Raw genomic sequence first — 17,916 nt, 5'->3', positions numbered from 1 at the left:
GTATCCAGTAATATAGCTATAAATAGCAGATTTCTGTTGATACGCATCGCATTTCAGCAAGTTTCACCGCCCTTTCGAGCGTTCTAGTATCTATCGTTATTATCAAACTTAGATCAAATATTGTGACAAGTAAACGTTTTCACCAAGCAATTGTTAAGGTAAAGTAACGAACTATGATCAACATCATACTTGTTCAGTTGCTAGAATTATAAGTGACCAATGATAGGGATAGAAAATGGCAGATATCACACTAAAGGGCTTAGTTAAACGCTATGCCAAAGTAGAAACAATTCACGGCGTAGACCTAGACATCAACCACGGAGAGTTTGTCGTGTTTGTTGGCCCATCGGGTTGTGGTAAGTCTACCCTACTGCGGATGATTGCCGGCTTGGAGGATATCTCCGACGGCGAACTAAGCATTGATAATCAAGTAGTTAACCAAGTTGACCCGGCCGAGCGCGGCGTGGCAATGGTATTCCAATCATACGCCCTTTACCCCCACATGACCGTAGCCGAGAACATGGGTTTTGGCATGAAAATGAATGGCGTAGACAAAGCTGAAATCGATAAAAAAGTGTCCATGGCAGCCAAAACACTGCAGATGGAAAACTTACTACAACGCACACCAAAAGAGCTCTCTGGTGGCCAACGCCAACGAGTTGCCATTGGCCGAGCCATTGTTCGCGACCCTCGTGTATTCCTGTTTGATGAACCACTATCAAACCTCGACGCAGAGCTGCGTGTTGAGATGCGTTTACAAATTGCCAAACTGCACAAAGAACTACAAACCACCATGGTCTATGTAACTCACGACCAAGTAGAGGCGATGACCTTAGCCGATAAAATTGTGGTACTGCGTGCTGGTAATATTGAGCAGGTAGGTTCGCCACTAGAGCTCTATAATTACCCAGAGAACTTGTTTGTGGCAGGCTTTATTGGCTCTCCAAAAATGAACTTCATGCCAAGCACCGTAAAAGCATTAGAGGGGAATACTGCAACAATAGAGCTACCAGACGGCCAGCAAATTAACATAGAGGTGAGAGATAACAGCGTTACAGTAGGTGAAAAACTGCAACTGGGTATTCGCCCAGAGCACTTGCGCTTAGATGACAGCGGCGAACTCAAGCTAGCTTTCCAAAGTGAAGTGAGCGAACGCCTTGGTAATGCCACCTATTTGTTTGGTCAATTGGGCGAAATTGATGGAATCAAAGTACATGTAAACGGTGACCACCAAGTGCCCCGTTACACTGAAATTACCCTTAGCTGTGACCTAAACGAGTGTTATTTGTTTAACGAAGCAGAACAAGCGGTAAGGGTTTACCAAAAAACCATTAAGTAACGCTAGTTGACTATATCACGCTAGCGGAACAAAACGCGTAATCATTGCTCATTAAGTAGTTTTATACAGTAATGATTGCGCATTATCATTCAATATAAACAATTTAAACAAACACTCCCCCTTCGTTTTTGCGTATACTTTTCAACATGTTCATTTGTTGAGAAAAATCATGTTAATCAAAACCCTGCGACTAAGCCGCAGTCAGCGCATTCACTAGGCAAGCGTTGGCTGGCAATTCGCCTTACTTACCCATGACTTACGCTCGCAATCAAGGAAATTAGCATGCCTCAATTTAGTCACTCAAAATACCAAGCCTTTAAACCCGTCGCTTTGCCTCAACGACAATGGCCAAGCAATACCATTACTCATGCCCCCCAGTGGTGTAGCGTAGATTTACGTGATGGTAACCAAGCCCTTATTGAACCCATGTCGGTAGAGCAAAAACAGCGTTTATTCTCGTTATTGATCAAGCTAGGTTTTAAGCAAATAGAAGTTGGCTTTCCTGCCGCATCTACTACTGATTACGATTTTGTTCGCTGGCTTATTGAAACCAATCAAATCCCAGACGATGCCTCAATTCAAGTATTAACCCAAGCCCGCCCAGCCTTGATTGCAAAGACATTTGAAGCCTTAAAAGGGGCAAAAAATGCCATTGTGCACTTGTACAACTCAACCTCAAAAGTGCAACGCGACAAAGTGTTTAAGCTAGATAAAGCCGGGATTATTGAAATAGCAGTTAAAGGCGCACGTGAGTTACAACAACATGCAGACTGCAATCCCGACACCAATTGGCAATTTCAGTATTCTCCAGAGAGTTTTACTGGCACAGAATTAGATTTTGCCGTGGATATTTGTAATGCCGTGGTTGCCGAATGGCGGCCTAAAGCCAGCCAAAAGATCATTTTGAATTTGCCAGCGACTGTGGAGATGTCTACCCCCAACATTTATGCCGATCAAATAGAGTGGTTTATCCATCACATCGCTCATCGCGAAGATTTAGTCATTAGCCAGCATACCCATAACGACAGAGGTTGCGGCATTGCTGCAGCAGAATTAGGGCAATTGGCTGGCGCAGATCGGGTAGAAGGCACCTTGTTAGGCAATGGTGAGCGCACCGGCAATATGGATATTGTGACCATGGCGATGAACTTGTATAGCCAGGGCATTGATCCGCAGTTGAACTTGGCCGATGTAGACGAAATTGTACAAGTCGTGAAGTTTTGCACCCAATTACCGGTGCACCCACGCCACCCTTACGTGGGCGAGTTGGTATTTACTGCCTTTTCTGGCAGCCACCAAGACGCAATTAAAAAATGTTTGGATATTCAACAGCCAGAACAGCACTGGGATGTGGCCTATTTACCCATCGACCCAGCTGACCTTGGCCGTGATTATCAAGAAGTGATCCGTATTAACAGTCAATCCGGAAAAGGCGGCATCGCATACATCTTAGATAAAGACTATGGTATTCAGTTGCCACGCTGGGCACTTATCGAATTTAGCGCATTGGTTCAGCAAGATGCCGAGCAAAGCGGTGAAGAAATTAGCCCCGACAAAATTTGGCAGCTATTTCAACGCCAGTATTTACAGCAACAACACGCTTATCAGTTGGTTAATTACCAAGTGAATTATGAGCAGCAAGAGCAAGTACAGGTATTGTTACAGCGTGACCAAGAACAGTTTCAGATAAAGGCCAGCGGAAATGGTGCATTAGCCGCCTTTGTTAATGGCTTAGCTCACCAGTTCAATATTGAGATTGAAGTGTTAGATTACAATGAACATGCCTTGAGTAAGGGCGCAGAAGCCGAAGCGGTTTGTTATATTCAAGCCAAAATCGCCGGCAAACGCTACCTAGGTGTAGCTATTGATAAAGACATTCTAACAGCAAGTTTAAAAGCCACACTATGCGCTTTAAACCAAGAGTTATGCCAGCAACCTATTGGTGAGCCAGCATAACTGAGTACTAAAACCAGCGCTTGGCAGCGCTGGTTTATTGATTAATGCTGATGACCACCAGCGCCATGAGCATGGCCATGTGCCAGTTCTTCTTCTGTTGCAGCACGCACTTCTACAAGCTTAATGGCAAAGTCTAAGTGTTTCCCGGCATAAGGGTGATTAGTATCGATAGTCGCCATAAACTTGCCCACTTTTACCACTGTGACTTGGCGTGGGCCTTGCTCGGTTTGTACCACTGCAGGCATACCCGCTTTCCAGTTTTTAGCACCTTGTAAATGCTTAACTGAAATACGTTCAACTGCATTCTCGTCACGCACGCCATAGCCGTCTTCCGGGGCTAAACTAAGCGCTATTTCTGCGCCGGCCTCTTTCCCTTCAAGGCCCGCTTCAATAGCGGGAATCATCGCTTTATGTCCATGTAGATAAGCCACGGCATCTTGTTGGGTGCTTTCTAGCATTGGGCCGTCTGTTTCGTGCAAGGTGTACTCAAAACGCACAACACTATCTTTAGCAACTTTCATGTTCTTTTCTCAAACCATTAAATGTTGCAACACTAAAACAGAAACCACTATCTTTGCCAAGTCTTAGCGGTGTTTTAGCTAAACGCGGGTGATGTGCTGGCTAATCAAGGAACAGTATCAGGCTGTTCGACTCATCGTTGATACTGGCTTCAAACTCACATTGAGATTTACTTTTAGACTTTGTGGAAACGTTTACATCCATTTCCGACTTAGTGAGTGCATTTCGTCGATTACGGCGTCGTCGTGATGGCAATACTGCCATTTCAACTTCCTTGATGTCATACGCTAGCATTCAGCTCTCCCTGCAAATTAGCTTTTTAATTAGTATGCGGATTTATTGTTACAGGAATTCAGCCTAGTTGAAGATATCGCTTTCTACAGCACGACCTTAGTCGTATTTACTTTTTGGCTATCACGTAAGCAGCTCAGTCTCTATGCGCTAATTCATAAATTGAATAACAGTGATAACCATGAGGTGCTTGCCCAATCCTTCATATATGTTCAGAATCCAATCAGATATGACGAAAGATTAATCAACAAGGAGGTTGAAATAATAAGAGGTGACCGATGAGTATAGATAATGTTGTTCAATATGCATCCCCTACAGAACCAAGCCATGCATCACAAGCACTAATGGAGCACTTGTTCTCTTTACGCAGCTTGCCTAGCCAGCAGCATCTAAATGAAATAGCCAGTTTAAGCCTAGAGATTCAATCTTTAGACACCTTAAACCAACTCTCAATTTTGCGTGATACTGCCGAGCGTCAACACCTATTCGAAAACTTTGAGTCTAGCTCGTGGTTTGTACAAGAAGGTGGTGATTACTTGTATCGCCCAGAGTTACTGCGTAATGCGCCACTGACTAAAGTGATGCTACTACTCAAAGAAACGCTCACTTATCGTAATTGGCAGGGTTTATTGCAATTAGCTCACCCGCATTACTTACCGCAGCTACTAGGACGCATAAGGGATTTTAGCGACTTAGATTAAAGCGATTGGCAGATAAACTCTGCTAAACCATCAAAACCACCGAGATGGGGCTGCAGATCTATATCTAAATCAGGGTAATCTTGCTTAGCTTGCTCAATTATTCTCGGCAAATCGTTCACAACATGGGTGCCCGCAGCCAGAAAATGCGGGTACATAACGATTTGCCTGATCCCCGTTTGATAACACTGCTCGATTTTTTGCGAAATACTCGGCTCAACTAACTCCAAAAACGCGGCGTGCACTTGCTGATAATCACTCAACTTGTTTGCCATTGTTTCGGCGAGAGTGACCACTTCTTGATTTGATTGGGGACGGCGGCTTCCGTGTGCCACTACCAATAAGGCTTTCATATTCTTCCTACTGATCGATTGAACGGCTGAAATAGCAGATCGCTTTGCAGCTTAATTGAAGACTTAGTTTACTGAATCGAACCGGAGATGGGAAAAACAATCTGAAGGAAACAAAAGAGGAAAAATTAGCCTCTGCAAGCAGAGGCTAATTAAAGAAACTATTTAACAGCGTCTTTTAATGCTTTACCAGCTACAAAGGCAGGTACATTGGCTGCTGCAATTTGGATCTCAGCACCAGTCTGAGGATTGCGACCAGTGCGGGCTGCACGATGATTAACTTTGAATGTACCAAAGCCGATTAGCTGAACTTGGTCGCCTTCTTTAAGCGCACCAGTTACCGCACCTAAAGTTGTTTCCAATGCTAGTTTTGCTTGAGCTTTTGATAGGTCAGCTTTTTCAGCAATAGCATCAATTAGTTCAGTTTTGTTCATAATGTCTAAATCCTTTATGTTCGTTTTAAATAATCCAGCTTCACTTTAAGAGAAAAAAAAACCCCGCGCAAAGAGTTTTTCTGCTTTAGAGCCTTGTTTGGCGGGGCTTTAACCAATTTATGCGTAAACAGTCACAAAAACACCCAGTATTTGACGTTTATTCCGAACTAATTGCTTTCTAAGCAGATACCTAAATTGCTGACACCTTGGTTCACTGCCAGCGTTTTCAAGGCTTGAATGGCGTTTTTATCGCCATCTGCTTGGTCAACAAGATCCAACAATGCACTCTGAAAAGCCATTTCGTGCTGTACTAATTCTTGCTGCATTATTTCAGCTTCGCTTTGTTCACCAAACTGCAACTCCAAAAAACTTAAAACGCTGGCTAAAGAGGTTTGGCTAGCTTGCTCTGCTTCTTGGCCAGTAGATTCTAACAAAGCACTAAACAAACACTCTGTCACTACGCAACAATCTAAAGCTGGATATACCCCGTACATATCGTAATCTTGAGGCTCTGGGATCAGGTCTTCAAAACGTTCTCGCTGCGCGGAAAAGTTAATGCGAGTTTTAGGGTACATGGCACTTTCCCAAAACAACGCCAATAGTTTTTTAAAGTCGGCATCATGCTCAAGCTCTACCGCCTGACAAAACAACAAATAATTTGGCGACATCCTTTGCAACAGCGCTAGGCAATATAAAGATTGTTGTTTGGCAGACAACTGCGCTAAACGGTCGATATCACATGGGGTAAGCATTGTTTGCTCCGCGCTAAATAAAACGATTAAGATAATCGAAAGGCTAATAGGTTATGCAGCTTAACACCAGCGTAATCGCTTAGCTAAATTAACTCTTGTTTGCGAAGAACTAAGGTGCAACATGCAGATCGCTATTATCAACCCGCAGGCTCAACAATATGCCGCGGCCCTTCAGCCACAATTTCCTCAATGTGATTGGCACCTCGCGTCACATGTCTCTGAGCTGTCAGATACGGCTCTGCAAAGCCAAGTATTATTGGCTACGCCCAGTGATGCAGCCCAAGTGCTTAACCGCATGCCAAACCTAGCATGGCTTCACTCGACCTTTGCAGGAATAGATGCCCTACTCGCCGAAGATTTGCCTAAGCATTACCTACTCACAAATAGCCGAGGCACCTTTGGTCCTTTAATGAGCGAGTATGTGTTTTCTTATCTACTTGCGCACACTCAGCAGCACCTTGCCTATCGGAACCAGCACCAACAAGCCTTGTGGCAGTCTCTGCCTAGCAATAGCTTACAGGGACAAACCTTTTGCTGTATTGGCAGTGGCAATATCAGCCAACACCTCGCGGGTACGGCCCGTCACTTTGGTATGCGGCCGGTCGCATTAAGCCATAGCGGCTCGCCAAAAGCGGCCTTTGACCACGTACATACGTTTTCCCAGCAGCAACAACTCTGCGCGACTGCCAAGGTCGTGGTGGCGTTATTACCCAATACCCAAGCGACTCAAGGTTTGCTAGACCTAGATTTTTTTGCGGCCTTAGCCGACGATGTGGTGTTTTTTAATGTAGGCCGAGGAGCAACATTAAACCAGCAAGCCTTACTGCAGTTTCTACAAGCCAAGCCCAAAGCGCGGGCAATACTCGATGTCACGAACCCCGAGCCGTTGCCAGAAGACCATCCTTTATGGCAACAAGCCAACTGCATGATAACTCCGCATATCTCGGCACCTAGCCGGGTAGCAGATATCATTCAATTGTTTGCCGACAACTTAAGTCGTTACTTACAGGGAGAAGATTTGATAGATAAAGTGGATTTTGCGAAAGGTTATTAACAGGCAGCGAACGATTCGCTGCCTTGAGAGATTAATCTGCGTCGCCTTCAAAGGCGATTTGCTTTTCTAAATCAAAGGCGGCAAATGCGCGGTCACCTAAGGAGTTAAGAACTTTCACCTCTCCATCTAAAATGGCAATGATGATTTTTCCTAGTTTATCTTCATTAGGGATAATGACCCGGCCTTTGCTACTTTGACTCAGCTCAGACAGTACCTGTTGCTGTAACAACAGTGGATTATCTTCATCATAGTAAAGCATGGTTACTTTCATAGCTGTTCCCTAACGCTTACCCATCAACTTAAACATACCAACAAACTCACTAGCAAATAGCAAGTTTGGCTCACATAAACATCAAACGCTCTGTATTAAGCCTGTAACAAGCAATAAGCTTTTGTCTCTAAAGACTATTTGATTACAAAAACCACCGCTATGTATTTAAAAGTAGCATAGCTTTTGAATTGCGCTTAATGATGGTTTTGCTTTTAAGCATAGCTTATAGTCGAACAACTGTTATTAGAGAATGAGAGCAACATGGCTTACAAAGAGTACAAAGTAATCGCAATTACCGAAGGGGCTTTAGGCACCTTGTTTCTAGGTGCATCAGGCATGCCTTTGCAAAAAGTAGAAGCAAGCTTGAACAAAGAAGCTAGCGATGGTTGGCAGCTGGTATTTCAAGTGATTGAAAATCGTCGTTTCTGGTTATTTTGGAGTCGCGAAACGGTAATTGTGACTCTGGGGCGTTAAACCATGTTAAACCGCGAGCAATTAGAACAGCAGCAAGAACAGCTGCGTTTATCGGTGAGAGAGCTGCCTGACGAGCAACGTAAGCAGTTTCATCATGCTTGGCAAAAACAAGTAAAAGACCCAGATAGCTACGCTGTGCTTAACTATTGGATGCTCGCGGGATTGCACCATTTTTATCTAGCTAAGTGGCTACGAGGTTTGCTCAATCTTGGCATTTCACTGGTGGCTCTATTGTTAATGCTAGGTGGCGTTTGGCAATGGGGTTTAGCGATGTTAATCGCAATCACCGTGGTCGAACTGCCCGCACTGTTTCGTTCAGAGTTAATGGTGCTGCAGCACAATAACCAAAAAATGCAGGCCTTACTTAAACAACTAAAAGAGCCCTAGTTTTTGGGCCCTTTAAATAGCCACAATACAATGCCAGCTAGTGGCAGTAAGCAGATTAAAAATATCCAAAGATATTTACGGCCAATTTCCGCACTGCTGTTTAAAATCTTCACTATGGCGAATATATCGCCAACTAAAATCACAATGGCTAACAACAATGACAGAGACATTGTTACTCCTCGTTAAAAAATTTTGCCTATTCTAAATCAATTTGGCGACGCAGGTTAAACAGAATGCTCTGACGGCTTTTTGCTAATTCGTTATCTGGTTGCAAACTTATTTGTTGAGTGGCCATTTGCAGCTCAAAATACAACCAACTACGCACAAATACCCCGTAGCGAGTATCTAAGCCATATGCCACTAAACGTGAATAATCACTGGCTTGGCCAGGTTCTGCTTGGTAAAGCTGATTACGCGATTCCACCAGCACTTCGCCTAATTGCTTCTCTGAAACAGGGGTTGCAGCAAACGCTGCAGCACTAGAAAACCAAGCAATCAGAACTGCCGAGAATAAAAACTTTTTCATCAAACCTCTCCTACTCAATCAATAACTTAATGGCCATTACCAATAGCAACAAGGCAAATGCTTGCTTAAGCCGTTTGGCGGGCAAACGATAAGCTAAGCGACTACCTAAACGGGCAAATATGGAGCTGGTAAGCACAATGCCTAACCATGCAGGCAAATAAACATAACCCAAACTCCAGGCCGGTAAGTCGGCTTCATGCCAACCATTATAGATATATGCAACAGTGCCCACTAACGCAATCGGTAAACCACATACTGCCGAAATAGCAACAGCTTTGGGGGCTGATACGCCATACCAACTCAAACTAGGAAAAGTAATGGTACCGCCGCCAATGCCAAACATGGCAGAGATACAGCCCACAATAGCACCTAATAAACTGGTGCCAGTGGGCCCCGGCAAACTGCGTTGAGCTTTAGGCGTTCTACCAAACGCCATATACAGCGCCATAACCAGTAAGAAACCAGCAAAATAGTTAGTTAAGTGATCGGCATGTAAGCGAGTGGCCACCCAAGCACCAAGCATCGATCCAAACACTATGCCGCCACCCAAGCGTTTCACAATATTCCAATCAATTGAGCCACGACAATAATGGGCGTAGCTGGCGCTACTAGCTGTGATAATAATCGAGGCTAATGACGTGCCAATGGCTAGGTGAATCGCCGATTCACTGGCAAAACCCATGGCTCCAAAGCTACCAATTAGCACCGGCACAATGACTAAACCGCCACCAATACCAAATAACCCCGACATTAAACCTGCCGCGGCACCAATAAGTAAAAAACTAAGAAACATCATAACGATAAATAGAAAATTCGATTATCTAGTGTGCTCAGTCTGCGGGATGACTAGCTGTTGCGCAAGCACTTCTGTTTTACCGTTGAGGGTATGATAAGAAAGATAAGGAAGAACGTTAGGTTCACCTACACTTTTTAGCTTATAGGTAACAACCATTATCAGCACAAGAATAAACACTATGCCTATTTGCAAAGGGGATTTCATAACAACAAGCTCTCAGTTACGGCCAAAAATGAACTTCATCCGTAAAGAGTTCTAAGTACTTTACTATATCAAAGCTGAGAGCAATAGCGAGGGTGATTCAGTTAAATAACACGCCGTATAGTTAATACGTGTTATTTAACTTTGTTATATGTGAAGTAGGCAGATATTAACGCTACTTATGATAAGGTGCGCTTAATTCATGAACAGCATCAATAAAGGCACCCGCATGCTCGGGGTTTACGTCTGGGTGAATGCCATGGCCTAAGTTAAATACGTGGCCATTGCCTTCACCAAAACCTTCAAGAATAGTGGCGACTTCTTCACGAATACGCCCTACTGGCGCATACAACATTGAGGGATCCATGTTGCCTTGCAAGGCCACTTTGTCGCCAATGCGTTTTTTCGCTTCAGCAATATTAATGGTCCAATCTAAGCCTACTGCATCACAACCCGTAGCAGCGATTTGCTCTAACCACTGGCCACCGTTTTTGGTGAATAAAGTCACTGGCACAGTTTGGCCATCGGCTTTACGGGTTAAGCCATCAACAATTTTGTGCATGTAGCGCAACGAGAACTCGTTGTAATCGCGTGGCGATAATACCCCACCCCAAGTATCAAACAACATCACCGACTGAGCACCAGCAGCGATTTGCGCGTTTAAATACAAGATGACTGATTCAGCTAGTTTATCGAGTAACAAGTGCAGAGTTTGCGGCTCGCTAAAGGCCATTTTTTTAATACCAGCAAACGACTTAGTCGTGCCGCCTTCAACCATATAAGTTGCCAAAGTCCAAGGGCTACCAGAAAAGCCAATCAGCGGTACTTCGCCTTTCAGCTCTCGCTTAATAGTGCGAACGGCATTCATTACATAACCCAGCTCTTGCTCTGGATCTGGCACACCTAAGGATTCAACTTGTGCCCTGCTGGTCACTGGGCGTTCAAACTTTGGGCCTTCTCCTGTAGAGAAATACAAACCTAAACCCATAGCGTCAGGAATAGTAAGAATGTCGGAAAACAAAATAGCCGCGTCAAGCTTAAAACGACGCAGTGGCTGCAAGGTTACTTCACAAGCCAAGTCAGCATCACGACACACCGACATAAAATCACCTGCATCTTTGCGTACAGCTCGATACTCAGGCAAATAGCGACCCGCTTGGCGCATCATCCATACTGGTGTTACGTCTACAGGCTGCTTTAACAGTGCGCGCAAATAGCGATCGTTTTTAAGTTCCGACATTAACTTTCCCGATTATCTAAAATTTTAGCTAGTGCATTGTAACTAGCTGCCTTAACAACTCAAGCCTTATAACTAAGCCTGAACAGTTTATGTAAGGCCCCATAATTATTCGTTAGTTTTTTGTCCAAGCCAGTGATTAATCATATCGCGGGCAATCGTGCCAGTTGGCGGAAGGTGAGGCAGATTGCTGTAATCAAACCACTGCGCATCGGCCAGTTCGCGACGGTCAATATTCACCTCTCCAGTGTCATATTCGGCAAAATAAGCGGCCATAATTGAATGGGGAAACGCCCAAGGCTGGCTCCGCCAGTAACTCACATTTTTAACCCTAATACCGGTTTCTTCATGCACTTCTCTATGCACGGTTTGTTCAAGCGTTTCTCCCGCTTCAACAAAGCCAGCAATGGCAGTGTATATCGGTTGCTCTTGCTTTTGATGGCGACGATGGTTAGCTAACAGCACTTTGCGGCCATCACTAATTAACACAATAATGCTGGGCGAAATTCGTGGGTACGCTCTAAAGCCGCAATGGCCACATTGCATGGCCAACTCCCAGTCCACCCGTTCTAGGGCTTCACCACAACTGCCACAAAAACGATGAGTTTTAAGAAACAACGCAAACTGTTGCGCTTTTCCTACCAAGTTAAAGAGCGGGCCAGTGAGTACCGACATACTGCTGCGTAAATCAATCCACTCACCCATGCCCAAATCAATTGCTTCGCTCAACTCCAAACGCAAACATGCCTCGCCTTTATAACTGGCAAAGCGTTCAACTTGGGTAAAATCTAACTCGGGTAAAGGTAGGTCTTCAATATCACCGTAAGGAATACGCTCACCTTGAGGGATCACTAATACCTGGTTGCCGCAGGTAAAAAACCACCAGCCAAATTGTTTACTCACACTTCATCCTTTCTATAACGCGAGCTTGCTCAATAGGCAAATAATGACCAAGCTTACACTACATAACAAGCTTTTCACGACTGACAAATGTTTAGCCACGCCTCACTTAAACTAAATATCGGTTGACGAAAGCCCCGATTTTATTTAGTTATAGTTATATTCTTTAGGGATTTAGGAGCAAGGGCAATGCTAAGCAAACTTGAACAAGCTCAAGCCAAATGGGGAGGCGCCAGCCAAGTTATCGATGCTTGGTTAGACGCTAGAAAACAATTGTTAATTGCCTACTGTGAATTAGCAGGTCTACCGCCCTACGACACCGCTGAACGCTCGCTACCGCCGCTGCCGGCGATTACCCAATTTTGCCAACAGTTAGTTGATTACGCATCAACAGGTCATTTTGAAATCTACGAGCAAATTGTGAGTGAATGCGCCAACGATGGTGATACCAAACCTGGCGAAAGCTTATTACCGCAAATTACCGAAACCACTGACACCGCACTGGCCTTTAACGACAAGTACGCCGAAGTGAGTGAAGACATCGAGCTCAACAGCTTCGACAGAGACTTATCTCAGCTGGGACAAGAAATGGAAGAGCGCTTCGCAGTAGAAGATGAATTACTCGACCATTTATACCAGCACAGCCAACAAAGCGCTGCCGCAGAATAAAAACCAAATAAAAAGGCCTCACAAGAGGCCTTTTTTATTATTTTTGTACCGTCCTAAATAAGGTTGACACATATCCAACATGAAATTGGAGAGTGTCATGAAAACAACCAGTAAACGTACCCAACGAAATTATTCTCTTGCCTTTAAATTGGCAGTGGTAGACCAAGTTGAAAAAGGCGAAATGTCTTATCGACAAGCTCAGGACCGTTATGGGATCCAAGGTCGCTCTACCGTTTTAGTTTGGCTTCGCAAACATGGTCGACTAGATTGGTCTAAAGGAATAGAGCATACGAGAATGGTAGGTACTGCTATGTCAAATTCTTCTTCGCCTCAAACCCCAGAGCAACGCATTAAAGAGCTAGAGAAGCAGCTAGAAGACTCTCAGATGAAAGCTGATTTCTTTGAAGCGGTGGTAAAAGTCATGGATAGAGACTTCGGAGTTCGGCTCTCAAAGAAGCGCAAGGCCGAGTTATTAAGGAAAAAGCGGTCCGAAAGTTAACTGTAACGAAAGCCTGTCACTTCATGGGTATTACACGGCAAGCTTTTTACAAGCGCGGTATTGCCCAGGCTCACCAAATACAAAAAGATGAGTCAGTGCTCAACTTTGTGAAAGTACAAAGAATGATGCACCCTCGTATCGGGGCTCGTAAGCTCAAGTACCTACTTGCCCAGAATGCTATCGATATTGGCCGAGACCGCTTATTCTCTTTACTAAGAATGAATCGATTATTAGTTCATAATCGAAGGGCTTACCATCGAACTACAAATAGCAATCATCGTTTTTACTGCCATCCTAACCGCATAAAAGAAGGCCTAATACCCGATAAACCAGAGCAGTTATGGGTGGCTGACATCACTTACTTGGCGACGCGTAGCGGTGAAGCGTACCTCAGTCTAGTGACGGATGCTTACTCAAGAAAAATAGTGGGATATCACCTAGGTAAGGATATGAAAGCTTACACGGTCAAACAAGCATTCTTAAATGCGTTGAAGGAACGAAGGTCTATAGGGGAGCTTGTTCATCATTCGGACCGAGGTGTTCAGTATTGCTCCAATGAATATCAGGCGATACACCGTCAGCACGATGTATCTTGTTCGATAACAGACGGTTATGACTGTTATCAGAACGCCCTTGCGGAGAGAATAAATGGAATACTAAAGATGGAGTACTTGCTGAATAAACCTACAGACTTAAATGAGGCACGAAAAATGGTCGATGAATCGGTTAAGCTCTACAATGAATATAGGCCTCACGAGGCACTAAAATACAAAACGCCCGATGAAGTGCATCGAGCGTTTTAGTTAATCAAGTGTCAACCCATATCAGGACGGGTCATTTGCTATAAACAAAAACGCAGCACCTAAATGCTGCGTTTTTTTGATCAAGCTATTGATTAGCTAGCTGGCGTTTCTGCCGCTGCATCAGCTTTTTCAATTTCCATCAACTCAACTTCAAATACTAAGATTGAGTTAGGTGGAATGCTACCTGCGCCGTTTTCACCGTAACCTAGCTCTGAAGGGATGAAGAATTTGTACTTCGCGCCTTTAGACATAAGTTGAACACCTTCGGTCCAACCTGGAATCACACGGTTTAGTGGGAACGTTGCTGGCTCACCACGGTCGTAAGAGCTATCAAAAGTAGTTCCGTCAGTCAGGGTACCTTTGTAGTGAACAGTTACTGTATCAGCAGCGCTTGGCTTGTCGCCTTCAGCGTCAGTTAATACTTCAAACTGTAGACCAGATTCAGTCACTGAAACGCCTTCGCGAGCAGCGTTATCTGACAAATACTTAGCGCTTTCAGCTTGAGCTGCAGCTGCATCTTCAGCCGTTTTAGCTTCTACCAATCCAGCAAGTTTCTCGTCTAGTGCTTTAAGTGCTAGCTGAATTTCTTCTTCAGACATGGCTACTTCGCCACTTAAACCGTCTTGCATGCCTTTAAGAACTAATGCGTTATCTAATTCAAGACCCAATTCTTTTTGCTGCTCAAGTGTAGTGGCAATGTAACGAGATACAGAAGCACCAATTGCATAGGCTTGCTGTTGACCTTCGTTCTCTAAGGCTACTTGAGCTACCGCTGGAGCTTCAGCTTTCTCTTCCTGACAGCCAGTAACGGCTAATATCGAGGCGGCCAAAACCGACACGGCAAAATACTTTTTCATTCATTTATCTCCAATTAAGTCGCATTAAATCTGTGGCATAGCGTGCAAGATCATTGTGAATAATTAAACACTTAGCCCGCAAAGCCCTTATACTAACCCTATTAGTCAACACAACCTAGTGACAGTTCCGTAAAAAAACGCAAAAAAATGACAATTATTAAGTTATTTGTAATTTATAGCTTTACTCTGCTATTGACCAGTTGTAGCGACGACTCACCTCCTGTTCGCAGCTGGGAGCAAGCTACTGACGGATCTTATGCTGCCGATTTTTCGTCTGACGGCAGCCTCAGTTTGGTCTCTTCTATTCACCATGGTTTAAGCCTGTGGGATGTAAAAGAACAACGTCAGCTATTTCAGTGGGATCATCAAAACCAAGCCAACAACCAAGTCTTTTTGGTTAAAATTGCCGAGGGTAATCGCTATGCCATAAGTGCCAGCCGTGATGATTTTGTGGTGTGGGATATCGCCAGTGGCAGAGCGCTAGGTTATTGGAAGCTCAGTGAATCAAGCATTCGCGACATTGCCTTAACCAGCAATGGTCAACAAGTTCTGATTGGCTTAGGCGATGGCAAAGTCATCCACCTCGACCTACTCTCTGGCCGTCGCTTAGAGTTTTTAGGTCACAGCGAAAAAATTAACACAGTGGCGCTATCCGCTAATGGCCGTTACGCCCTCACCGGCGGTAACGATTACCAAGCACTATTTTGGGATACCCAAACCGCTCAAGTTATTTTGCGCTTTCCGCATCAAGGGCGGGTATCATCAGTCGCTTTAGAGTCTAACGGTAAATACGCGTTTACTGCCGATAACGGCAAGCTAGCCCGAATATGGGCCATTCCTAGCGGCGAGCAAGTTAGCCAGCTAAAACTTACCGCTCGACAAAACATATTTTCATATGTGAGCTTTGCTAATCAAGGCGAGTGGTTACTTACTGGCTCAGCCGCCAGAAAATTAAGCGTTTGGCATGTAGCAAGTGGCCAAGCACTGCAACATTGGCTAGTCACTCCTACCAAAAAAACACGTCCCAAAAGCGCGGTTGTGTATAGTGCGGCGATGCTCGATAATGGCCAGCTAGCGAGCGCCAGCTCGAGCGGTTTAGTCGAAGTTTGGGAATTAAAGAAGTAGCGGTATGAATCAGCAAGAATTAGACGGCGTTATTGAACGCCTTGAAACCAAAATAGCCTTTCAAGAAGATACCATCGAGCAGCTAAACCTTGCCCTACAAGATCAACAAAATCAGCTAGAAACGCTACAACATCAGTTTAAGCTTATTCGCGCCAAATTGTTTGAAGGCGATGGCAGCGCAGCCGTCGCCCCTCAAGAGCAAGAAACACCGCCACCGCATTACTAAGTGGAATACTGACATGTCTGTAGCCTTTCGCCTGGCGCTTGAAGCCGACCTTCCTCGCATTGTAGAGATCTACAACTCGATCGTAGCCTCTCGCCAAGTAACAGCCGATACAGAAGAACAAACGGTAGCCTCACGCCTTCAATGGTTTAAGCAGCACCAACACCCCAAGCGCCCTTTATACGTAATAGAACAAGCCGGGGAAGTGGTTGCTTGGTTAAGCTTTAGTGATTTTTATGGTCGCCCAGCTTACCAACATAGCGCCGAAATCAGTCTCTATTTAGCTGAAGACCAGCGCGGTAAAGGCTTAGGCAAACGCTTGTTACTTGCCGCCGAACCCATTGCCCAAGAACTGGGAATAGAAATACTGTTGGCCTTCATATTTAGTCATAATGTGCCTAGCCTTGCCTTGTTTGAAAAGCTTGGTTATCAAGACTGGGGCCAGCTGCCAAATGTGGCAAGAATGGATCAGCAAGATTATAGCCTGACAATTTTGGGCAAAACCTTAGCTTAATAAGCTAACACCATGCGTATCCCAAAACTGCTCATGGTTATTTCACAATATCGGTGAGAATAATAAGGACTGGCTTTTCAGCATAACGAGCCCCACTAAACAAATTAAGCCTGCGGCAGCCAATTTTACACCTAAGCGCAGCACGCGATATTTTTGGCCGGTTAAGGAAACATAACGCTTAGCCAGTCCTCCTCCCGATAATGATAGCCAAGCAAGCAAACCGATCGCTATCGCCGTGCCCAATCCCATTGACAGCGCACTGACTACTCCCAACCAATAAACATTTAAAGATTTTGCAAATATCAGTGCCATTAGCGCCCCGCTGCATGGCCGCATACCAATACTGACAACAATAGCGAAATAGTCTTTCAAGTTGCTGGCCTCGGTTAATGACGCTGAACTTGCTACGTGGCTATGCCCGCATTCACAATCGTTATTGTGTGGGCTTAACAGTGGCGTAAAAGGCACTGTATTGGTCTTAAGCTCTTGGCCAGTAAGCCGTGGCCCAATATTCACCAGATTCAGTTTTTTCTGCGAGCTTCGGTATTGTTTAATGCCCTTCCAAGCCACAATTAGGCCCAGTAATATCATCGCGATATAACTCAACTGAACCAGCCGTTCAGCCTGAATATTGAGTTGACTAATGCTGCTGTCCATAACAAATAGCAGGGTACTCACCAAGGTGATAGCCACCAGCGCTTGCAGCATAGCCGCAGATAAAGAGAGTTTAAGGCTGGTCTTAAGTTTCGCCGGATGAGTACTCAAGTAACTGGCCATAATCACCTTGCCATGCCCCGGCCCAACTGCGTGTAAAACCCCATAGCTCAGGCTAGCTAAAAACGTTGTCCACATTGCCTTTGCCGGATGTTGCGATGCCAAGCTCAACAGCTCACTAATGTAGCGACTCAGTTCCATTTGCCAGCGCTTAGATTGCATCCACAGCTGAGGAAATGACAACCACAGATAAATACTGCTTCCGCCCACAACTAACAATAGACAGGCCAATAGCAGCACAGAGCGATGGTGACGGCGCATCATTTA

At 44.7% G+C, this 17,916-nt stretch carries 24 protein-coding genes; 11 read left to right on the top strand and 13 right to left on the bottom strand.

The genetic code is table 11. From position 1 onward, the window contains the following. Positions 1–235: 235 nt before the first annotated feature. A complete protein-coding gene (locus tag ACLD71_RS08240) occupies positions 236–1,339 on the top strand; it encodes an ABC transporter ATP-binding protein (protein ID WP_137673804.1) in 1,104 nt (367 codons plus the stop codon). Positions 1,340–1,621: 282 nt separating this feature from the next. Beyond that, positions 1,622–3,295: a 2-isopropylmalate synthase gene (gene leuA / locus ACLD71_RS08235; protein WP_411994116.1), complete on the top strand. Its 1,674-nt coding sequence runs from the start codon at positions 1,622–1,624 to the stop codon at positions 3,293–3,295. 41 nt (positions 3,296–3,336) lie between these two features. Here the strand turns inward: leuA and ACLD71_RS08230 are convergent, their stop codons facing one another. Both ACLD71_RS08230 and ACLD71_RS08225 read right to left on the bottom strand, forming a co-directional pair. Further along, positions 3,337–3,816, bottom strand: coding sequence for an FKBP-type peptidyl-prolyl cis-trans isomerase (locus ACLD71_RS08230; protein ID WP_137673802.1), 480 nt, complete (start codon positions 3,814–3,816; stop codon positions 3,337–3,339). Between the two features lie 100 nt (positions 3,817–3,916). Then, on the bottom strand, positions 3,917–4,108 hold the full coding sequence (locus ACLD71_RS08225; protein WP_303515859.1) for a hypothetical protein: 192 nt from the start codon (positions 4,106–4,108) through the stop codon (positions 3,917–3,919). A gap of 275 nt (positions 4,109–4,383) precedes the next feature. Here ACLD71_RS08225 and ACLD71_RS08220 point away from each other — a divergent pair, with 275 nt between their 5' ends. Beyond that, positions 4,384–4,806: a hypothetical protein gene (locus ACLD71_RS08220; RefSeq protein WP_303515861.1), complete on the top strand. Its 423-nt coding sequence runs from the start codon at positions 4,384–4,386 to the stop codon at positions 4,804–4,806. Here the strand turns inward: ACLD71_RS08220 and ACLD71_RS08215 are convergent. The 3 genes from ACLD71_RS08215 to ACLD71_RS08205 form a co-directional block, all read right to left on the bottom strand. Then, complete coding sequence (locus ACLD71_RS08215) at positions 4,803–5,156, bottom strand: sirohydrochlorin chelatase (RefSeq protein ID WP_411994114.1); 354 nt, start codon at positions 5,154–5,156, stop codon at positions 4,803–4,805. The two genes, ACLD71_RS08220 and ACLD71_RS08215, sit on opposite strands and share 4 nt — an antisense overlap. A 158-nt stretch (positions 5,157–5,314) precedes the next feature. Continuing rightward, complete coding sequence (gene hupA / locus ACLD71_RS08210) at positions 5,315–5,587, bottom strand: nucleoid-associated protein HU-alpha (protein ID WP_137673798.1); 273 nt, start codon at positions 5,585–5,587, stop codon at positions 5,315–5,317. A gap of 167 nt (positions 5,588–5,754) precedes the next feature. Continuing rightward, positions 5,755–6,339, bottom strand: coding sequence for a YjaG family protein (locus ACLD71_RS08205; RefSeq protein WP_303515871.1), 585 nt, complete (start codon positions 6,337–6,339; stop codon positions 5,755–5,757). 121 nt (positions 6,340–6,460) lie between these two features. Between ACLD71_RS08205 and ACLD71_RS08200 the strand changes: the two genes are divergently transcribed. Continuing rightward, on the top strand, positions 6,461–7,393 hold the full coding sequence (locus tag ACLD71_RS08200; RefSeq protein WP_411994111.1) for a D-2-hydroxyacid dehydrogenase: 933 nt from the start codon (positions 6,461–6,463) through the stop codon (positions 7,391–7,393). Between the two features lie 31 nt (positions 7,394–7,424). Here the strand turns inward: ACLD71_RS08200 and ACLD71_RS08195 are convergent, their stop codons facing one another. Beyond that, positions 7,425–7,664: a TIGR02922 family protein gene (locus tag ACLD71_RS08195; RefSeq protein ID WP_137673795.1), complete on the bottom strand. Its 240-nt coding sequence runs from the start codon at positions 7,662–7,664 to the stop codon at positions 7,425–7,427. A gap of 261 nt (positions 7,665–7,925) precedes the next feature. Here ACLD71_RS08195 and ACLD71_RS08190 point away from each other — a divergent pair, with 261 nt between their 5' ends. Together ACLD71_RS08190 and ACLD71_RS08185 are read left to right on the top strand one after the other, a co-directional pair. Further along, positions 7,926–8,138, top strand: a complete 213-nt coding sequence (locus ACLD71_RS08190; protein WP_137673794.1) for a DUF4177 domain-containing protein — start codon at positions 7,926–7,928, stop codon at positions 8,136–8,138. A 3-nt stretch (positions 8,139–8,141) separates the two neighbouring features. Continuing rightward, on the top strand, positions 8,142–8,525 hold the full coding sequence (locus ACLD71_RS08185) for a TM2 domain-containing protein (protein ID WP_411994109.1): 384 nt from the start codon (positions 8,142–8,144) through the stop codon (positions 8,523–8,525). Here ACLD71_RS08185 and ACLD71_RS08180 read toward each other — a convergent pair. From ACLD71_RS08180 to nudC, 5 genes are all read right to left on the bottom strand, one after another. Then, the gene (locus tag ACLD71_RS08180) at positions 8,522–8,695 is read right to left on the bottom strand and encodes a PLDc N-terminal domain-containing protein (RefSeq protein WP_303515879.1); all 174 of its coding nucleotides are present in this window, start codon (positions 8,693–8,695) and stop codon (positions 8,522–8,524) included. The two genes, ACLD71_RS08185 and ACLD71_RS08180, sit on opposite strands and share 4 nt — an antisense overlap. A 26-nt stretch (positions 8,696–8,721) precedes the next feature. Next, complete coding sequence (locus tag ACLD71_RS08175) at positions 8,722–9,051, bottom strand: hypothetical protein (protein ID WP_411994107.1); 330 nt, start codon at positions 9,049–9,051, stop codon at positions 8,722–8,724. Positions 9,052–9,061: 10 nt separating this feature from the next. After that, complete coding sequence (locus ACLD71_RS08170) at positions 9,062–9,847, bottom strand: sulfite exporter TauE/SafE family protein (RefSeq protein WP_161985160.1); 786 nt, start codon at positions 9,845–9,847, stop codon at positions 9,062–9,064. Between the two features lie 376 nt (positions 9,848–10,223). Continuing rightward, complete coding sequence (hemE, locus tag ACLD71_RS08165; RefSeq protein ID WP_411994105.1) at positions 10,224–11,288, bottom strand: uroporphyrinogen decarboxylase; 1,065 nt, start codon at positions 11,286–11,288, stop codon at positions 10,224–10,226. A gap of 105 nt (positions 11,289–11,393) precedes the next feature. Beyond that, on the bottom strand, positions 11,394–12,188 hold the full coding sequence (gene nudC / locus ACLD71_RS08160) for an NAD(+) diphosphatase (RefSeq protein ID WP_411994103.1): 795 nt from the start codon (positions 12,186–12,188) through the stop codon (positions 11,394–11,396). A gap of 186 nt (positions 12,189–12,374) precedes the next feature. Between nudC and rsd the strand changes: the two genes are divergently transcribed. Continuing rightward, the gene (gene rsd / locus ACLD71_RS08155) at positions 12,375–12,854 is read left to right on the top strand and encodes a sigma D regulator (protein WP_137673789.1); all 480 of its coding nucleotides are present in this window, start codon (positions 12,375–12,377) and stop codon (positions 12,852–12,854) included. Between the two features lie 97 nt (positions 12,855–12,951). Next, a protein-coding gene (locus ACLD71_RS08150; RefSeq protein WP_411994101.1) for an IS3 family transposase occupies positions 12,952–14,156 on the top strand; the annotation gives its coding sequence in 2 pieces (ribosomal slippage) (positions 12,952–13,339 and positions 13,339–14,156; 1,206 coding nt in all). 92 nt (positions 14,157–14,248) lie between these two features. Here ACLD71_RS08150 and fkpA read toward each other — a convergent pair. Continuing rightward, positions 14,249–15,013 carry an FKBP-type peptidyl-prolyl cis-trans isomerase gene (gene fkpA / locus ACLD71_RS08145; RefSeq protein WP_137673788.1) on the bottom strand — a complete coding sequence of 255 codons (765 nt, stop codon included), beginning with the start codon at positions 15,011–15,013 and terminating at the stop codon, positions 14,249–14,251. A 147-nt stretch (positions 15,014–15,160) separates the two neighbouring features. Between fkpA and ACLD71_RS08140 the strand changes: the two genes are divergently transcribed. The 3 genes from ACLD71_RS08140 to ACLD71_RS08130 are packed head-to-tail and all read left to right on the top strand — an operon-like array spanning position 15,161 to position 16,875. Continuing rightward, positions 15,161–16,138: a WD40 repeat domain-containing protein gene (locus ACLD71_RS08140; protein WP_411994099.1), complete on the top strand. Its 978-nt coding sequence runs from the start codon at positions 15,161–15,163 to the stop codon at positions 16,136–16,138. A gap of 4 nt (positions 16,139–16,142) precedes the next feature. Next, complete coding sequence (locus tag ACLD71_RS08135; RefSeq protein WP_137673786.1) at positions 16,143–16,364, top strand: SlyX family protein; 222 nt, start codon at positions 16,143–16,145, stop codon at positions 16,362–16,364. 13 nt (positions 16,365–16,377) lie between these two features. Continuing rightward, on the top strand, positions 16,378–16,875 hold the full coding sequence (locus ACLD71_RS08130; RefSeq protein WP_303515901.1) for a GNAT family N-acetyltransferase: 498 nt from the start codon (positions 16,378–16,380) through the stop codon (positions 16,873–16,875). 42 nt (positions 16,876–16,917) lie between these two features. On the opposite strand, the gene ACLD71_RS08125 is transcribed toward ACLD71_RS08130, so the two are convergent. Next, positions 16,918–17,913 carry a nickel/cobalt transporter gene (locus ACLD71_RS08125; protein WP_411994097.1) on the bottom strand — a complete coding sequence of 332 codons (996 nt, stop codon included), beginning with the start codon at positions 17,911–17,913 and terminating at the stop codon, positions 16,918–16,920. Positions 17,914–17,916: the final 3 nt, after the last annotated feature.

This window comes from Agarivorans sp. DSG3-1, assembly GCF_046774965.1.
Taxonomy (GTDB): Bacteria; Pseudomonadota; Gammaproteobacteria; order Enterobacterales; family Celerinatantimonadaceae; genus Agarivorans.
Note: the sequence above shows the minus strand (reverse complement) of the source record. Positions and strands in the feature narration are given on the sequence as shown.

What these genes read in the sequence shown, in the direction of transcription:
- ACLD71_RS08240 (WP_137673804.1), top strand. Translation starts at nt 236, where the DNA reads ATGGCAGATATCACACTAAAGGGCTTAGTTAAACGCTATGCCAAAGTA.
- leuA (WP_411994116.1), top strand. Translation starts at nt 1,622, where the DNA reads ATGCCTCAATTTAGTCACTCAAAATACCAAGCCTTTAAACCCGTCGCT.
- ACLD71_RS08230 (WP_137673802.1), bottom strand. Translation starts at nt 3,816, where the DNA reads ATGAAAGTTGCTAAAGATAGTGTTGTGCGTTTTGAGTACACCTTGCAC.
- ACLD71_RS08225 (WP_303515859.1), bottom strand. Translation starts at nt 4,108, where the DNA reads ATGCTAGCGTATGACATCAAGGAAGTTGAAATGGCAGTATTGCCATCA.
- ACLD71_RS08220 (WP_303515861.1), top strand. Translation starts at nt 4,384, where the DNA reads ATGAGTATAGATAATGTTGTTCAATATGCATCCCCTACAGAACCAAGC.
- ACLD71_RS08215 (WP_411994114.1), bottom strand. Translation starts at nt 5,156, where the DNA reads ATGAAAGCCTTATTGGTAGTGGCACACGGAAGCCGCCGTCCCCAATCA.
- hupA (WP_137673798.1), bottom strand. Translation starts at nt 5,587, where the DNA reads ATGAACAAAACTGAACTAATTGATGCTATTGCTGAAAAAGCTGACCTA.
- ACLD71_RS08205 (WP_303515871.1), bottom strand. Translation starts at nt 6,339, where the DNA reads ATGCTTACCCCATGTGATATCGACCGTTTAGCGCAGTTGTCTGCCAAA.
- ACLD71_RS08200 (WP_411994111.1), top strand. Translation starts at nt 6,461, where the DNA reads ATGCAGATCGCTATTATCAACCCGCAGGCTCAACAATATGCCGCGGCC.
- ACLD71_RS08195 (WP_137673795.1), bottom strand. Translation starts at nt 7,664, where the DNA reads ATGAAAGTAACCATGCTTTACTATGATGAAGATAATCCACTGTTGTTA.
- ACLD71_RS08190 (WP_137673794.1), top strand. Translation starts at nt 7,926, where the DNA reads ATGGCTTACAAAGAGTACAAAGTAATCGCAATTACCGAAGGGGCTTTA.
- ACLD71_RS08185 (WP_411994109.1), top strand. Translation starts at nt 8,142, where the DNA reads ATGTTAAACCGCGAGCAATTAGAACAGCAGCAAGAACAGCTGCGTTTA.
- ACLD71_RS08180 (WP_303515879.1), bottom strand. Translation starts at nt 8,695, where the DNA reads ATGTCTCTGTCATTGTTGTTAGCCATTGTGATTTTAGTTGGCGATATA.
- ACLD71_RS08175 (WP_411994107.1), bottom strand. Translation starts at nt 9,051, where the DNA reads ATGAAAAAGTTTTTATTCTCGGCAGTTCTGATTGCTTGGTTTTCTAGT.
- ACLD71_RS08170 (WP_161985160.1), bottom strand. Translation starts at nt 9,847, where the DNA reads ATGATGTTTCTTAGTTTTTTACTTATTGGTGCCGCGGCAGGTTTAATG.
- hemE (WP_411994105.1), bottom strand. Translation starts at nt 11,288, where the DNA reads ATGTCGGAACTTAAAAACGATCGCTATTTGCGCGCACTGTTAAAGCAG.
- rsd (WP_137673789.1), top strand. Translation starts at nt 12,375, where the DNA reads ATGCTAAGCAAACTTGAACAAGCTCAAGCCAAATGGGGAGGCGCCAGC.
- fkpA (WP_137673788.1), bottom strand. Translation starts at nt 15,013, where the DNA reads ATGAAAAAGTATTTTGCCGTGTCGGTTTTGGCCGCCTCGATATTAGCC.
- ACLD71_RS08140 (WP_411994099.1), top strand. Translation starts at nt 15,161, where the DNA reads ATGACAATTATTAAGTTATTTGTAATTTATAGCTTTACTCTGCTATTG.
- ACLD71_RS08135 (WP_137673786.1), top strand. Translation starts at nt 16,143, where the DNA reads ATGAATCAGCAAGAATTAGACGGCGTTATTGAACGCCTTGAAACCAAA.
- ACLD71_RS08130 (WP_303515901.1), top strand. Translation starts at nt 16,378, where the DNA reads ATGTCTGTAGCCTTTCGCCTGGCGCTTGAAGCCGACCTTCCTCGCATT.
- ACLD71_RS08125 (WP_411994097.1), bottom strand. Translation starts at nt 17,913, where the DNA reads ATGATGCGCCGTCACCATCGCTCTGTGCTGCTATTGGCCTGTCTATTG.